Raw genomic sequence first — 15,030 nt, 5'->3', positions numbered from 1 at the left:
ACCCAGAAGAACAAGGAGTGATGATGAAACGCCAGTTCCTTCTCCCGGATCCCGGTGAGGGCCTCACCGAGGCCGAGATTGTCGCCTGGCGGGTCACCGTCGGGCAGGAGATCGATGTCAATGACGTGCTCGTCGAGATCGAGACCGCCAAGTCGCTGGTGGAGCTGCCCTCGCCCTATGCCGGGACCGTGACGTCGTTGCTGGTGGCGGAGGGGGTCACGGTGGAGGTCGGCACCGCCATCGTTGAGATCGAGGACGGCGTGGAGGGTGGTGAGGAGGAACCCCCGACCCTCGTCGGCTACGGGCCGCGCGATGAAACTGTCAGGTCGAGGCGCCGCCGCAGAAGCACTGCCAGTCGGGATGCGGAGGCCGCCCGCCAAGCGTTGGGGGAGAGTTATGCCCCTCGTGAGCCGTCGCGGCGTCCCGACGACGTGGATCCGGCGGGTCGGGTCGTCGCCGCTCCCGTCGGTGATCCGTTGCCGGAGGCGGGTGATGCGCCCACCGAATCGACGCTAGTGCTGGCCTCTGATCCGCAGTCCGCGCGGGCCAAACCGCCGGTGCGCAAGTATGCGCGCGATCTCGGGGTCGATCTCGGGAAGGTCGCGGGAACCGGGCCGGAGGGCACCATCACCCGCGCCGATGTCGAGGCTGCATGGGTCTTCGAACGGTCCCAGGCAGCGGGGGAGGGTGTTCGGGAGGAGCCTGCGCAGGGCAGGGTCGTCAACGACGCCGCCAGTTTCCAGGATCCGGGGCCGCGAAGCCACGGATTCGGGTCGTCGCGCGGTCCGGAGGGTCGTGGGGAGCGTCGTGTTCCCATCAAGGGGGTACGCAGGGTCACCGCCGAGGCGATGGTGCGTTCCGTCAGCACCCACGTGCACGTTACCGAGTGGCTGACCACCGATGTCACCGGCACGATGGAGTTCGTCGAGACGCTCAGGGCACGACGGGAATTCGCGGGGTTGCGTGTCTCGCCACTGTTGATTCACGCGAAGGCGGTGTGTTTGGCGTTGGGTCGCAATCCTGACCTCAACACGTCCTGGGATGAGGAGAATCGTGAGATCGTCTACCACCGGGACGTGAACCTCGGTGTCGCGGCCGCCACCCCGCGGGGACTGATGGTGCCCAACATCAAGGCCGCGCAGGACCTCAGCCTCCTGGAGCTATGCCGGGCCCTCAATCAGCTCGTCGCCGTTTCCCGTGAGGGCAAGCTTCAGCCCCCCGACTATGCGGGAGGCACCTTCACCATCACCAATGTCGGTGTCTTCGGGGTCGATGCGGGAACCCCCATCATCAATGGCGACGAATCGGCGATCCTGTGCATGGGCGCCATTCAGCGCCGTCCCTGGGTGGTGGGTGTCGGTGCAGAGGAGAGGGTCGTGCCGCGCTGGGTCACCACCCTGGCTGTTTCCTTCGACCACAGGGTCATCGACGGTGAGCAGGGATCCCGGTTCCTCCACGACGTCGCCGAGATCCTCGCAGAACCCGCCTTGGCGCTGCTGTTCTGATCCCAGAAACGATGAAGGCCGGGCCCGCTGTGGGCCCGGCCTGATGGTTCGTGGGGGGAGGTGTCACTCCTGCTTGTCGTCGTTCTTCTTGACCAAGGCGGCCATTCCCTCCAGGAAGGCGCGGGACAGGATGATTCCCACGAAGGCCAACGCCACCGGAACGAACAGGGAGCGGAGGATGAGCAAGACGTTTCCACCGTATTGGCCGTTGACACCGATGCCAGAGACGAGCTCGAAAAGAGCGAAGACCGCAAAGCAGATCACGGTCACCAGGTAGATGGTGCCGATGCCGTTCTTGAGCGCGCTGCCCCTGAAACCGAAGTCAAAGAGCGCGCCAAGACCGGACGGGGCCTGCTGCTGGCCGCCCCACTGCTGCTGGCCGCCGTAGGGAGCAGCGGCCTGCTGCTGGCCGCCCCACTGCTGCTGGGGATGCGACGACTGCTGGGCCGCACCCCAGGCCGCCTGCTGGTTCCAGTCCTGCATGTTCTGCTGGGCGGTGTTCTCCTGGCCCGAGACACCCGCACCCCAATCCGGGGCGGACGGGACGGATTGCTGGGGCTGGGCGTTCCAATCCTGCGCCGCGGTCACAGAGGTTTGGTCCTGCGCGGGTGCGTTCCAATCCTGGGCTGCGGGCTGGATGGTGGTCTGATCCTGAGACTGCGCCCCCCAATCCTGGGCGGGCTGTTGCGCAGATGCGTTCCAATCCTGGGCCGACTGCGCGTTCCAATCCTGGGCGGGCTGTTGCGCAGATGCGTTCCAATCCTGGGCCGACTGCGCGTTCCAATCCTGGGCGTTCGACTGCTGGGGCTGGGCGTTCCAATCCTGGGCGCCGGTCCACTGGTTGTTCGACATGGGGGCCATTCTGCCACTCGAAACGGACACCGCCATCCCACGGTCTCGCTATGTGCGTCAGAATGAGGCCATGTGTCCTTCCCAGTTCAACGTAGACCTGGCCGCCATCGACGCGAATCTTGCCCTGGCGAGCGAACGCAATCCCGGCCGTGCAGTCCTCCTTCCTGTCAAGGCCAACGCCTACGGGCACGGGATAGTTCCCGTCGCCCGGCATGTCGAATCCGTGGGCTCCGCCCAGTGGCTCGGCGTGGCAGAGGTATCGGAGGCCGAGCAGCTCCGAGAGGGGGGTGTCGAGCTTCCCGCCCTGAAATTCTCGCCGTGCTTTCCGGAGGAGCTGGATCGCGCCATCGCCGCGCGCCTGACCATTTCCGTGGGCGATGCTGCGGGGGTGAGGGCGGCTCAGGAAGCCGCCGAACGCGCAGATGTCCGCCACCCCGTGCACCTGAAGATCGACACCGGCATGCGACGTGTCGGTGTCCATCCCGGCGATGCCGTCGCCCTGGCAACACAGATCCAGGAAAGCCCCAATCTGATCCTCGAGGGCGTGTTCACCCACCTGCCGATTAGCGACTGTCCCGAAGGTGAAGAATTCACCAAGGACCAGCTTGCCCGGTTCATCGCCGTCGTCGATGAGATCCGCAACGCCGTCGGGGAGATCCCCTACGTCCACGCCGGGAACTCCGGGGCGGTGCTCGGCCACGACCTGACGGGCACCAACCTGATCCGCCCCGGGATCATCGCCTACGGCTACCGTGCTGACTCCACCACTGCGTGGGAGGGCTTGAGCCCCGCAGGCACCTGGACGTCGCGGATTTCGTTCCTCAAACGCGTCCCCAAGGGGGAGACCGTCGGTTATGGCCGCACCTGGACCGCCCCCCGCGACACGTGGATCGCCACCGTCCCCGTCGGGTACGGCGACGGCTACTCGCGACTGTTCAGCAACCGGGGTCGCATGCTGGTGGGTGGGCGTTCCTGCCCGATCGCGGGTCGGGTGTGCATGGATCAGACGATGATCGATCTCGGCCCCGACGATCCGCAGGTCGCGGTGGGCGACGAGGCGGTGCTGCTCGGACGTCAGGGTGACGAGCAGATCACCATGGAGGAACTCGCCGACCTGATGGGCACCATCACCTATGAGGTGCCGTGCCTGATCGCGCCCAGGGTGCTGCGCATCTACTCGTAGATCCCTGGGGTGCGGGGATAGGGGCGTGGGTGTTCGTCCCGAAGCTGGGTGAGCCGACTCGTGAGGGCCGGCGCACCCGGCTCGCGGACAGGGGAACCGTCGGTGATGAGACCTTTCACCCGGCCTCCGGAGGAGCTGTCAGCTCCGGGGCGACGGGGGCCCGGACCCCCTCGTCGACGGAGTTCAGCTGTGGCAGTTCGTCCATGGAGACGTCCAACGCCCGGAAGCGTCGCGCCGAGACCAGCACCCGCGATTCCAGCGTGCCCATGGCGGCGTTGTAGTTCTTGACCGTGCCGTTGATGGACGCCCCCAGTTTCTCGAAGTGCGATCCCAGGGTCGCGAGTCGGGAGTACAGCTCGCGTCCGAGCGCGCTGATCCTCGTCGCCGACTCCGCCAGCCGCGACTGCCGCCAGCCGTGGGAGATGATCTGCAGCAGTGGGATCAGCAGACCCGGACCCGCCAGGGTGATTCGACGGGCGGCGGCGTATTCGTGCAGGGTGGGTTGCTGTTCCAGAGCGAGGCGGTAGAACTCGTCGCTGCCGAGGAACAGCACCACGAACTCGGGACTGCCGGCATCGAGGGCCCAGTACTCCTTGGCGGAAAGCTGATCGATGTGAGTGCGGACGTGTCTGACGAAGCGCCGCAGGTGCGCGGCGCGTTCCTCCTCGTCCTCGGCCTGGCAGGCCTCCAGCACGGCTGACAGGGGCACCTTCGAATCCACGAATACCGCCCGGCCCCCGTCGAGGTCGATGCGCATGTCGGGGCGCAGCCGGTTGCCATCCGAGGAGGTGTAGCTGGTTTGGGTCTCGAAATGGCAGTGCTCCACCAGCCCCGCGACCTCCGCGATCCGCCGCAGACTGGACTCACCCCAGGCGCCCCGCACGTGAGGGGCCCGCAGCGCCGACGCCAGCGACGCCGCTTCCTTCCTCACCGCCTCGCCGGAGACCCGGACCCCCTCCACCTGCTGCCTGAGCTCCGCGGCCAGGGCGGTGCGCTGCTTCTCCACCTCCGCCAGCCGCTGCTGGAGCTGCCGCAGCGCCTCGGATATCGGGGTCAGGCGCAGTTCCGCGGCGCGGTCGGCCTGGTGCGTCTGCTTCTCCAGGGCATCCGCCGACAGGGCTCGGAACTGGTGGGCGAGCTGTTCGCGGTCCGCGGTGACGTCCGCGGCTCGTTGGATGGCGGCGTCGCGTTCCGCCTCGGCGCGTGCCGTGCGGGTGGCGGCGCTTTGGCGGGCGAGCAGGAAACCGAGGGCCACGCCGACCAGCAGCGCTACCACGGCCAGGAGCAGTGAGGAAGTGTCCATGAGGGAAGGGTCGCAGACGGCACCGACATTTTTTGCCGCACCCCACGCCCGTGTGGGGAGCGGTTCTGCCGGGGCGGGTGTTGAATGGGATCGTGTTCTCGACTCCTTCCTCCCATCTGGATGACCTGGCCGCTTTCGTGACGGCCTCCCCGACGAGCTATCACGCGGCCTCGAGCATGGCGTCGCGCCTTTCCGATGCCGGTTTCGTCCCGGTCGACGAGAAGGGCCGGTTCCCGCGGGGTGCCGGTCGGTTCTTCGTCGTGCGACACGGCGCCGTGATCGCCTGGCGACAACCGGAACGCATCGACGAGGCCACCGGGCTGCGTGTTGTGGGTGCTCACACCGATTCCCCGGCTCTGAAGGTCAAACCCGAGGCCAGCTTCTCCTTCCGCGGGTGGGGTCAGATTGCCGTCGAGATCTACGGCGGTGCGCTGCTGAACTCGTGGCTGGACCGGGAACTCGGCATCGCGGGTCGCATCATCACCCGCGACGGCACCCAGCACTTGGTGCGTCTCGACTCCGTGGCCAGGCTCCCGCAGCTGGCCATTCATCTGGACCGGTCGGTCAATGACGGTCTCACGCTCGATCGACAGACCCACACTCAGCCCGTCTTCACCCTCGATGCCGAACCCGATCTGCTGGCGGTCCTCGCGGAACAGGCCGGGGTGAGGGCTGGCGATGTCCTGGGACACGACCTGTTCACCTACCTTTCACAGCCTCCGGCTCGTTTCGGGTTGCGCAACGAGTTCTTCGCCTCGTCTCGTCTGGATAACCTCTCCAGCACCCACGCCGGGTTGACGGCCATCGAGGACCTGGGCGACGGCGACGACCTGGTGCTGCTGGCCGCCTTCGACCACGAGGAGATCGGTTCCGCCACCAGTTCCGGGGCGGCTGGGCCGTTCCTCGAGGACGTGCTGGAGCGGATCGTCTCTGTCGCAGGGTGTGATCTCGACGCGACGAAAGCGCTGTACGCCCGCGGTTCTTGTGTGTCAGCGGATGCCGGGCACCTGGTTCACCCCAACTACCCCCAGCACCACGACCCGCGAGTCGATCTCGCTCCCAACGGCGGCCCCATGCTGAAGGTCAATGCCAATCAGCGTTACGCCACTGACGCGGTGGGTGAGGCGTTGTGGCTGCGGGCCTGCGAGGCCGCGGGGGTGCCGTCGCAGGTATTCGTGTCCAACAATGCGATGCCCTGCGGTTCCACCATCGGTCCCATCACCGCCACGCGGCTGGGCATGGTGACGGTGGACGTCGGCATCGGGTTGTTGTCGATGCACTCGGTTCGGGAGATGTGCGGGGTGGATGACCCGCATCATTTGGCCGCCGCGCTGCGCGCCTACCTCGTGGGGTGACCGGTTCCCCCGACGTCGGTTGAGTCGAGCCTCACGAGCGTCGATGAGCGGGTCGTGTCGGCGCCACCCGACGGTCTTTCGGGGACGCGCTCCCTCGGCTGTCCCTCCGCAGCGGTAGCGGGGCAGTGCTCATACTTGTGGAACCCCTGGAAACAGCGTGCAGGCCCGCCTGCGAACCCGGCCCAAGGAGAGAAAAAGGCCGGCGCGGCGGGCCTGTCGAGCGCTTGTGGCAGAGCGCATGACGGTGGTCCTGAACACCTGTGACCAACTGTGTCGGTTACTGAGGAAACCCTAACCCATAGCATTTGGGAAACGCAAGAGGTTCGTAAATATTTTTGCCGGAGCGACGTCGCCCCCTCCTGGGGTGGTGTGCCGTAGACTCGTCGCTCGTGGCTCTCACCATTGGAATCGTCGGCCTCCCGAATGCCGGCAAGTCGACCCTGTTCAACGCGCTGACCCGCAACGACGTGCTGGCGGCCAACTACCCGTTTGCGACGATCGAACCGAACGTCGGCGTGGTGGGGGTGCCGGATTCCCGGTTGCCGGTGCTGGCGAAGATCTTCGGCTCGCAGCGCATCGTGCCCGCCACTGTGAGTTTCGTGGACATCGCGGGCATTGTCCGGGGGGCGTCGAAGGGCGAGGGCATGGGCAACGCGTTCCTCGCCAACATCCGTGAGGCCGACGCCATCTGTCAGGTGACCCGCGTCTTCGAGGACGTCGACGTGACGCACGTCGACGGGAAGGTGGATCCGGCTGGCGACATCGACACGATCACCACGGAACTGATCCTCGCGGACCTCCAGAGCGTGGAGAAGGCGCTGCCGCGCGTGGAGAAGGAGGCGCGGATCAAGAAGGAGTCGCGCCCGAAGCTGGAGGCCATGCAGGCGGCTGTCGAGGTCCTCGAATCCGGCAAGCGGATCCACGGTTCGGGACTGGGCCTGGAGTTGCTGCGCGACCTCTTCCTGCTCACCGCGAAACCGTTCCTGTACGTGTTCAACTGCGATCAGGACGAACTGGCCGACGAGGACCTCAAGGACCGCATGCGCCAGGTCGTCGCCCCAGCCGAGGCGATCTTCCTCGACGCGAAGTTCGAGGCCGAGCTGGTGGAGATGGACGAGGAGGAGGGCCGCGCTTTCCTGGAGGAGATGGGAATCGCGGAACCGGGCCTCGACGTGCTGGCCAGGGTCGGCTACGACACCCTCGGTCTCCAGTCCTACCTGACGGCGGGCCCGAAGGAGGCCAGGGCCTGGACCATCCCCCAGGGGGCGACGGCCCCCGAAGCGGCGGGGGTGATCCACACCGACTTCCAGAAGGGCTTCATCAAGGCCCAGGTCGTCAGCTTCGACGACCTCGTGGCGGCAGGCTCCGAAGCGGCGGCAAGGGCGGCAGGTAAGATGCGCCTGGAGGGCAAGGACTACGTCATGCAGGACGGCGATGTCGTGGAATTCCGGTTCAATGTGTGAGGGGTGTGAGTTTGAAGACGGCGTCGCAAGCGCACTGGCTGGTGTTGAAATCGCTCTGTGATTGGCGATCCGTGCCGTATTCCCGAACTGGCAAGAAGGGTTCCATGCGGATCAGTTGAAAAGACTGGAAAAAGTGCGCCAATCAGAGAGTAATAAGAAAGAAGGCGTTCAGGCGTCTGAAGATCTTCTTGACTATCTAGAACTTCACAAACTCGTCTCACTGGCTCAAAATAACTGGTCAAAATTTGAACCGGTTTTTGAGGATGAGCAACAGACAAAAGTTTTGCCGTCTCTAATGTGCAAGCTCCGGAACTCTGTGGCGCACTCTCGTGATCTTGTGAAATTTGAACAGGACTTGGTGCGGGGCGTCTCCGGTATGCTACGGAATCAGGTCTCGATGTTCCGCATGTCAAATGAAAATACTGCCAGATATTACCCCATAATTGAATCGCTCGTAGATTCATTCGGTCGTTCTGGAGAGAGGCCAGATTCGGTTGGCAGTGTTTCGTGTTACCGAATAGATGTTGGACACCCGCTCGGCTTTCATGGGAGAGCATCTACTGCGCGCGGTAAAGAAATGCGATGGTATGCAACTTGGGCGGATCAATATGGCCTTGGATGTGGCGATTCTCCGGGAGAGAAATGGAATTCGGTGGCTGTAGGTGAAGAAGTGCGGTTCGATGTGGAGGTTAGCGAGCAAGTAGTTGGCGAAAACCGACAGGTGCTTATTGCTATATCCGCTGACTCAAAGTATCATAGGCTTGATAGCGGCTATGATGATTCTCGCGGTTTCCTATTTAGTGTTTCGCCGCCAGATGATGAATAGAAAGACTTGGAGGCTTATTCACAGGAATCATCTTCGGGATTCTGTGAATAAGCCTCGTGGTATCCCGCTTCCCCGCTTCTGCTCGTGCGCTCCGTTTTCGCCTTCGCCGGCCCGGTGCACTCTTTGCCGCCATCTTGACACGACGCATCAGGGATGTTGGCCGGCGTCGGACCCAACCAGTTAGTGGGTCTGACGCCGACCGTTTTGCGCCTCGACGCCTCAGCCTTCCAGGGTGTGCAGGCGGTCGATCGGGGTGGAGACGGCCTCCCGGGCGCGCACCACGGCGTCCTCATCGGGGGCGTCGTAGAAGCACAGGCACTTGACCGTGTCCTCGCGCACGTAGGTGCGAAGGAAACTCACCTCCGGGACCTGGGCGTACTTGGGGGAGTTGGCCTTCTTCCGCGCCAGGTAGGTCTCCATGGAGATCTCCTCGGGGATATCCCACTCCACGAGGTAGTCGGCTTTGCGGGCCAGCGCGCGTACGTCCTCCAGCTCGGCGCCCACGAGGCGGACCTCGTCAGGGCCGGTGACCTCGGCATCGGAAACGGCGTTCCGGACGGCGGTGGTCAGGCCGGCGACGTCGTCGGATCCGAGCTCGATGATGGTGAAGATGCGCTCGTGGCTGGCGGTGACCTGCGATTCCAGGACAGAGGCGCCGACGGCCTCGACGGCTTGGGAGACCTGAGCGATGAGGGTCTCGGCGGCCTCGCGGGACGGTGTTGCAGGGACAAGCTCGAAGAGCTGGAGTGACATGGCAGCTCCTTTCCGTAGGGTATGTAGGTCATCAACCTTGCGGGCGTCAGGATTATTCCCCTGCCCAGTCCTCCTGAGAGTGGAGTCCAGCATGGTGGCGTAGCGCAGTGGCTGCGTTGCGAGTGTCCGGGATGCGGCTGTGCGCGAGATGCCATGGATTCTTGAAGCCGTTGTGATTGTGAGGACAGGTGCGCCCGGCAGGTCCTCCAGGATCCGTAGCGCTGTCAAATCTTTCCGCTGGGAGCGATTTGCGTTCCTGTGGTTGGTCCAGTGCTGAAGGTCCTCGTTTCACTGCTCCCGGAGATCGGCCAGTTCAGCGGAAATCCGCTCCGCCTGATCGCAGGCGATCATGACGGCTTTGAGGAAGAACGCGATCCATGCATCGCGTCCGGTCCCAGGCGTGCTCTGTGCAGCACTGCCGTTCGGCTTCCCGTCCGTGGATTGCACCGTTGAGGTATTCCAGGAGGTTGTCGATCAGTGGTGGGAGAGAGTCGGCTGGTGGGGGAACGAAGTCGGCATCCAGCGGATGGTACGAGGAACCTCCCGACCGGTTCTGGACCACGCGGATGCCGTGATGTTCCGGTGAATCTGGTAGCAGGCTACGGTGAAGAGCCACCAGGTGTTCGCGTGTCATGGGGTGGGAGTCCGAGAGTTCTTCCACGGCCCTGCGCACGAGAGTCATGTTGTGCGCGACGGAGCGGGCTTGCTCGCTCAGCCCCTTGATCTCCTCCTGCTGCCCAAGCTCCGCCAGGGCAATTTTGTGGGCCGATGGTGCTATCCCCTCGATCCGGGAGGACGCGATTGCCTCGCTGCGCAGGAGAAACCTTCCGATGCGCACCAAATCCGGTGATGCGTTCACGGCTCGCGCGCGGGTCTCCGCCTGAGCTGCCAAGCCTTCTGTCTCAGGGGTCAGCGCGAGACCAGCACCCACGAGGGATCGGGGATGTAGGCAACGTACTCGCCAGAACGACGGTCTCGACGGCGCAGGCCGCCGTCGTAGGTGCTCTGCCAGGAGCGCGTGACCCACCGTCCCACTCATCCCTCCCTAAAGTATCGCTCTTTCGTCTCTGATGATACTTTAAGATCTAAAGTGTCATGAATTCAGACGTTGTGTCGCTTCAGGGGGACATCCTGTCGTGGGCGCTGAATCAGCGAGGTTGCGCGCGGCAAACGTCAGATCGCGATTGACGCGACGGTGCGATGGGGGCGTTTCTTTGAGATGAGTCCGCAACTCTGGGCCAACTTGCAGTCACGCCACTGAGGCTTATTCATGGGGTGTAGGCGAAGATGAGTCCGGTGATGGCTTGTATTGTGGTTTCGAAGGTGTTGTAGGGGCGGCGGTAATCGGTGTGGAGGACACGCCAGGTTTTGAGGTTCGTGATGACGCGTTCGATGAGGTAGCGGATGCGGTTGATGGTCGTGTTGTTTCTCTTGTCGGTGTTGGTGAGTTCACCATGGGCGGGTTTCTTCGCGGGGGTGATCATCCCCAAACCGATGTAGCCCTTGTCCCCACTATGCGTCGTGGCATCAAGTGCCTCAAGGAATCCGGATTCCTTGATGGCCTTCGCATCATGCACACTACCCGGCAGGGGTGGGGAGATCCAGGCGAGGTGTCCGGCTAGGGTGCAGGCCACTTGCAGGTTCACCCCCGTGGTGTGGTGTGTGCCTGAGTACAGCTCGGGACGGTCGCGCCACGACCAGCAGGACATCAAGGGTGCCGTCGATGATGTACTGGCGGTCTGGGTCGAGGATCTTCCAGCTCAGGTATCCATGCTTGAAGGAGGTCGGCGATCAAGGGGGTGTAGACCGCCACCACTCTCGAGATGGTGGCTTGGGAAACTGTGTGGATGTCGGCCAGTAACTCTTGGGTGAGGTTGTGTCTGAGCGTCAACAAAATGGATCTGGATACAGCGGAACAACCCCAGGTCACGGGATCCTGCTGCCGGATAGGTTTCCGGAATGGGATGTGTGGATCAGTTCACACAGGTTGAGAATCTGGTTGCGGTCAAGGCTTGTGGTAGTATTCATGGCAGCGGCTTGTCTTTCATCTGAGAGTCTTTGTAGTAGAACACTTTGAATTGTCTCAGATCGGGCAAGCCGCCTTCACGTCCCCCTCGGATAAAGCGTCAGTTAGGGAAACCAAAACACCCCTATGAATAAGCCTCACTGTCTCGAAATCGAGAAGAAAATGCTGGGTGACGACGTGGGTGTGACTCATCTGCCGAGGCTTACCTCACGAGTGCTTCTGGAGACTGTGTGGCCATGGAGAAGGGTCTGCTTCTCGGATCTGCAATTGGAGATTGCGAACTGGATGTAAAACCCTTGAAAAGTGGGGTCCGATCGCGCTCCGTGCAGGATGTGAGAAAGGGGTTTTGGTTAATCAACCAAATGGAATATTCAGGCGCCAACGATGTGGCTACATTGATGATGGTTTGCCAAGGTGTGGCACGCCCGCTTTCCGCGCCCAACACATCCTGAGGATGCACGCATGCTCACTCGTTCACCGTACCCCGGACTGTCTCGGGTGGTCGCCATGGTGGTGACTCTACTCATCATTTTCCCGATCGCTGCCTGTGGAGGAGGTGATGTTCCTGGGCGGGTTGACCCGCCGCTCTCGGCGTCAGAGGTCAAGGGCAAGAAATATCAGGACGTTGTCACTCGTTTCGAGAACGCCGGGTTCACCAACGTCACGACCGAGGCGGTCGCAGACCTTGTCATTGGGTTGTTTGCTGGTGATGAGGAGGTGAAGGATGTGTCAATCGCCGGTGATTCCGATTACACCGCGAATGAGAAATTCGCCCCGGATGTCCCAGTGGTCATCCGTTACCACACTTTCCCGGCGAAAGAGTCGGCAACGCCCGAGGCGGCAGAGACCCCGACGGATCAACCAACCCCGTCCTCGAGTCCGCAATCTTCCACTGCTCCCACGCCTGAAGAAGAGCCCTCCGCCTCGGATGCGACGTCTACGCCAGGAATCCTGACTGCGGAGAACAACTCGGATCTGGCGGCTCTGCTGAGCCTCAAGGATCCGGGTGATCCCTCGATTGCCGCTTTTGCCAGCAAGTACCAAGGGCGGATAATTGAATTCGACGGATGCGTCATGGTTATTACTCGGCACGGATCAACGAAAACTCGCTTCGATTACCTGCTGTCCGCGGGGAATTACGATCCGGACAGTGCGCTGGGACCGAACTTCCAGTTCTTCGACATCAACTACTACGACTTCCATTTTCCCGCCGACAAATCGCCGGGCAGTGTTCCTTCTGGAACCAATCTCCGCTTCACAGCCGAAGTGGGGAAGTACGACAGCAAAACGACTCTGTTCCAGCTCCGACCGGTGAAAACAAGCGTGCGGTGAGTCAGGAATCCGTTGCGTGACATTACGGAAGGCCTGCACGCCAAACCCTGTGCGTTCGCTCTTTGGCAGAGTTGCCGACGATTGGTGCTGGGCGCGAACCAAGATTCGCCACAGCGTCTTGTAGCACGAGCGCTACGCTTGTGTGTCATGAGTGACACCGAGCCGCGGATCAGGAGCCTGTCCCAGCGTGAGTTGCGCAATGAGTCTGGGCGGGTCCTTCGCGCGGTGGGCGAAGGCCAGTCCTTCATCCTGACCAACAGCGGGGTGCCCGTGGGGAGAATCGTGCCGCTCGACGAGCCTGCACCCACGTTGCGAATCGTCCGCCCGGCACGGCGTCGGGGAGGGTGGGCGGAGTTGGGAATCGCGCGGAGAACCGACGCGAGGAGGCTCTCGGAGATTCTCGACGAGCTGCGTGAGGACAGCCTGTGACTCCGGGCGCGATCGTGTACGTCGACACGTCTGCCCTCGGTGTCCTGCTGATCGAGCAACCCGAGAGCAATGCTCTGGTCGAGTGGCTCGACCAGACCACGGACGTGCTGGTTTCCTGTGATCTGGTCGAAACCGAGCTGCGTCGCATCGCTGTCAGGGAGGGCATCGATCAGGGTGCCGTGACTCGGATTCTCGACGGGGTTGGGCTGGCCGCTCTTGACCGGGCGGTTTACCGCGGCGCGGCTCTGCTGCCCATGCCATACCTGCGGACTCTCGATGCGTTGCACCTCGAAGCAGCGATGCGACTCGATGCCGCCGCGGTTCTCACCTACGACCACAGACTCGGTAAGGCGGCCCGGGTCGTGGGGCTTCAGGTGATCGCACCCGGAACAGCGCACGTGTGAAAGTCGGTGAACGGGACGAAGGAGCAGCGGGGCGCGCGATCACATTCTCCGACGAGGCCAGCCGGTGAGTGTTGCGAAGCCGCGGTCGTCATCGTCCAAGGACGCCTTGCGCTGGTCGCTGGAAATGCTCGTGGTCGACCGCCCAGGGGGTCGGCAAAGTGGGTGGGTGAGGGCGGCTGAGCGTTGACAGGGGTGGCGTGTCGTTGAGGTGGGGCGCGGGCCCCGTAGGGACGATGAGTGGTGTCTAGTCATCCCTTTCGTCCTGGGAGCCCGCGCTGATGTCATCTTCCACCACGACCGTTCTGTCACGCCAGCCCCTGGTCGAGGTTCTTAAGAACGTGGACGACCCGCGTGATCGGCGGGGAGTACGCCACAGCCTGTTCACGGTGCTGTCACTGGCCGTGACCGGAGTGATGGCCGGGTGTCGCAGCCTGACGGCGATATGGGAGCACACCACCGATCTGACCGCCACCGACCTGGAGGCGGGCCAGGCCCTGCCGTCGGAGTCCACCATCCGCAGGGTGCTCCAGGACCTGGACCCCGCAGACCTCAACACCCATTTGAGGTCCTGGTTCTGTACACGTACCGGCACCGTCGCCGGTCGAAGGGTGATCGCGGTGGACGGCAAGACCATGCGTGGGGCCCGTACCAGCAAGGACCCGGCGCCTCATCTCCTCTCAGCCCTGGATCACGCCACCGGCACGGTCCTGACCCAGGCGCGGGTGGCGGACAAGACCAACGAGATCCCGGCGCTCAGGGAGCTTCTCGAACCGTTGGACCTGGACGGGGCGGTGGTCACCGCCGACGCCATGCACACCCAGGTAGACACCGCTCACTGGATCCACGATCAGGGTGGTCACTATCTTCTCACTGTCAAGAACAACCAGCCCGGTGTACGTAGGACGCTCAAGAAGCTGCCCTGGAAGAACGTTCCGTCAATCTCAAGCGTTGACACTTCGCGTGGGCGGCGGGTGCGGCGTACCGTCAAAGCGGTCGAGGCTCCCGCCTGGGTGGACTTCCCCGGGGCGGCTCAGGTGATCCAGGTCCGGCGCACCCGAACCACCAAGAATCGCAGGAACACAGGCAAGAACAGCAGCGGTAGCGCCAAGACGACGACTGTGGAGGTGGTCTACCTGGTCTGCTCTCTACCCATGACTGATGCCCAGCCCGAGACCGTCACCGCCTGGATCCAAGGGCACTGGGGAATCGAGAACCGGCTCCACTGGGTCAGAGACATGGTCTTCGACGAGGACCACCACCAGCTGCGCACCGCTAACGGCCCCGAGATCATGGCCGCCCTGCGCAACCTGGCCATCAGCCTCATCCGACTGGCCTACGGCGTCCAAGCCGCCATCGCCTCAACCACCAGGTCCCTATCACGACAACCAAAACGCGCCATCAAGCTACTCACCCAAACAACCACCTAAACCGACTTTGCCGACCCCCTGGTCGACCGCCTGTCTGTGAGTCGCATCGCCGACGCCCTCAAACTCGCTTGGAACACCGCCGAGGCACAGCCCTCGACTTCCGCAGTCACATTCGCTACACCGCCCGATCACTGCTGGAAGCTGGCGGAATCAGATCCGGTCTATCCCCTGA

Annotated in this window: 15 protein-coding genes; 9 read left to right on the top strand and 6 right to left on the bottom strand. The window is 63.3% G+C overall.

What is annotated here, in order from left to right; translation table 11 throughout:
• The first annotated feature begins 20 nt into the window (after positions 1–20).
• Entirely contained in the window at positions 21–1,505 is a 1,485-nt protein-coding gene (locus V7R84_RS07680) for a dihydrolipoamide acetyltransferase family protein (RefSeq protein ID WP_338573745.1), read from the top strand.
• A gap of 63 nt (positions 1,506–1,568) precedes the next feature.
• On the opposite strand, the gene V7R84_RS07675 is transcribed toward V7R84_RS07680, so the two are convergent.
• Positions 1,569–2,357 (bottom strand): hypothetical protein, encoded by a 789-nt coding sequence (locus V7R84_RS07675; RefSeq protein WP_338573743.1) that lies wholly within the window; start codon positions 2,355–2,357, stop codon positions 1,569–1,571.
• Positions 2,358–2,427: 70 nt separating this feature from the next.
• On the opposite strand from V7R84_RS07675, the gene alr reads away from it, so the two are divergent.
• Entirely contained in the window at positions 2,428–3,540 is a 1,113-nt protein-coding gene (alr, locus tag V7R84_RS07670; protein ID WP_338573742.1) for an alanine racemase, read from the top strand.
• A 115-nt stretch (positions 3,541–3,655) separates the two neighbouring features.
• Here the strand turns inward: alr and V7R84_RS07665 are convergent, their stop codons facing one another.
• Positions 3,656–4,843 carry a DNA recombination protein RmuC gene (locus tag V7R84_RS07665; protein WP_338573740.1) on the bottom strand — a complete coding sequence of 396 codons (1,188 nt, stop codon included), beginning with the start codon at positions 4,841–4,843 and terminating at the stop codon, positions 3,656–3,658.
• A gap of 89 nt (positions 4,844–4,932) precedes the next feature.
• Between V7R84_RS07665 and V7R84_RS07660 the strand changes: the two genes are divergently transcribed.
• The 3 genes from V7R84_RS07660 (at position 4,933) to V7R84_RS07650 (ending at position 8,487) form a co-directional block, all read left to right on the top strand.
• Positions 4,933–6,198 (top strand): M18 family aminopeptidase, encoded by a 1,266-nt coding sequence (locus V7R84_RS07660; RefSeq protein ID WP_338573855.1) that lies wholly within the window; start codon positions 4,933–4,935, stop codon positions 6,196–6,198.
• A gap of 389 nt (positions 6,199–6,587) precedes the next feature.
• Positions 6,588–7,661: a redox-regulated ATPase YchF gene (gene ychF / locus V7R84_RS07655; protein ID WP_338573738.1), complete on the top strand. Its 1,074-nt coding sequence runs from the start codon at positions 6,588–6,590 to the stop codon at positions 7,659–7,661.
• A gap of 61 nt (positions 7,662–7,722) precedes the next feature.
• Positions 7,723–8,487, top strand: coding sequence for a hypothetical protein (locus tag V7R84_RS07650; protein ID WP_338573736.1), 765 nt, complete (start codon positions 7,723–7,725; stop codon positions 8,485–8,487).
• Positions 8,488–8,706: 219 nt separating this feature from the next.
• On the opposite strand, the gene V7R84_RS07645 is transcribed toward V7R84_RS07650, so the two are convergent.
• The 4 genes from V7R84_RS07645 to V7R84_RS07630 all read right to left on the bottom strand — a co-directional run bounded on the left by V7R84_RS07645 (position 8,707) and on the right by V7R84_RS07630 (position 10,949).
• Entirely contained in the window at positions 8,707–9,240 is a 534-nt protein-coding gene (locus V7R84_RS07645; protein ID WP_338573734.1) for a DUF4242 domain-containing protein, read from the bottom strand.
• Positions 9,241–9,553: 313 nt separating this feature from the next.
• A complete protein-coding gene (locus V7R84_RS07640; protein ID WP_338573732.1) occupies positions 9,554–10,132 on the bottom strand; it encodes a hypothetical protein in 579 nt (192 codons plus the stop codon).
• Between the two features lie 17 nt (positions 10,133–10,149).
• On the bottom strand, positions 10,150–10,275 hold the full coding sequence (locus V7R84_RS07635; RefSeq protein WP_338573730.1) for a hypothetical protein: 126 nt from the start codon (positions 10,273–10,275) through the stop codon (positions 10,150–10,152).
• A 233-nt stretch (positions 10,276–10,508) separates the two neighbouring features.
• A complete protein-coding gene (locus V7R84_RS07630) occupies positions 10,509–10,949 on the bottom strand; it encodes a transposase family protein (RefSeq protein ID WP_338573728.1) in 441 nt (146 codons plus the stop codon).
• 779 nt (positions 10,950–11,728) lie between these two features.
• Here V7R84_RS07630 and V7R84_RS07625 point away from each other — a divergent pair.
• The 4 genes from V7R84_RS07625 to V7R84_RS07610 all read left to right on the top strand — a co-directional run bounded on the left by V7R84_RS07625 (position 11,729) and on the right by V7R84_RS07610 (position 14,858).
• A complete protein-coding gene (locus tag V7R84_RS07625) occupies positions 11,729–12,598 on the top strand; it encodes a DUF4839 domain-containing protein (RefSeq protein ID WP_338573726.1) in 870 nt (289 codons plus the stop codon).
• A 147-nt stretch (positions 12,599–12,745) separates the two neighbouring features.
• Complete coding sequence (locus tag V7R84_RS07620; RefSeq protein WP_338573723.1) at positions 12,746–13,027, top strand: type II toxin-antitoxin system prevent-host-death family antitoxin; 282 nt, start codon at positions 12,746–12,748, stop codon at positions 13,025–13,027.
• Entirely contained in the window at positions 13,024–13,431 is a 408-nt protein-coding gene (locus V7R84_RS07615) for a type II toxin-antitoxin system VapC family toxin (protein WP_338573722.1), read from the top strand. The genes V7R84_RS07620 and V7R84_RS07615 overlap by 4 nt, the downstream gene beginning before the upstream one ends.
• 278 nt (positions 13,432–13,709) lie before the next feature.
• The gene (locus tag V7R84_RS07610) at positions 13,710–14,858 is read left to right on the top strand and encodes an ISAs1 family transposase (protein WP_338567917.1); all 1,149 of its coding nucleotides are present in this window, start codon (positions 13,710–13,712) and stop codon (positions 14,856–14,858) included.
• Positions 14,859–15,030 lie beyond the last annotated feature (172 nt).

It is taken from the genome of Arachnia propionica (genome assembly GCF_037055325.1).
Classification (GTDB): domain Bacteria; phylum Actinomycetota; class Actinomycetes; order Propionibacteriales; family Propionibacteriaceae; genus Arachnia.
This window is presented reverse-complemented; position numbering and strand designations above follow the sequence as displayed.

Bases quoted from the DNA above. Each gene is read 5' to 3' on its own strand.
- V7R84_RS07665 (WP_338573740.1), bottom strand. From the start codon at position 4,843: ATGGACACTTCCTCACTGCTCCTGGCCGTGGTAGCGCTGCTGGTCGGC.
- V7R84_RS07625 (WP_338573726.1), top strand. From the start codon at position 11,729: ATGCTCACTCGTTCACCGTACCCCGGACTGTCTCGGGTGGTCGCCATG.
- V7R84_RS07680 (WP_338573745.1), top strand. From the start codon at position 21: ATGATGAAACGCCAGTTCCTTCTCCCGGATCCCGGTGAGGGCCTCACC.
- V7R84_RS07620 (WP_338573723.1), top strand. From the start codon at position 12,746: ATGAGTGACACCGAGCCGCGGATCAGGAGCCTGTCCCAGCGTGAGTTG.
- alr (WP_338573742.1), top strand. From the start codon at position 2,428: ATGTGTCCTTCCCAGTTCAACGTAGACCTGGCCGCCATCGACGCGAAT.
- V7R84_RS07630 (WP_338573728.1), bottom strand. From the start codon at position 10,949: ATGTCCTGCTGGTCGTGGCGCGACCGTCCCGAGCTGTACTCAGGCACA.
- V7R84_RS07675 (WP_338573743.1), bottom strand. From the start codon at position 2,357: ATGTCGAACAACCAGTGGACCGGCGCCCAGGATTGGAACGCCCAGCCC.
- V7R84_RS07610 (WP_338567917.1), top strand. From the start codon at position 13,710: ATGTCATCTTCCACCACGACCGTTCTGTCACGCCAGCCCCTGGTCGAG.
- V7R84_RS07645 (WP_338573734.1), bottom strand. From the start codon at position 9,240: ATGTCACTCCAGCTCTTCGAGCTTGTCCCTGCAACACCGTCCCGCGAG.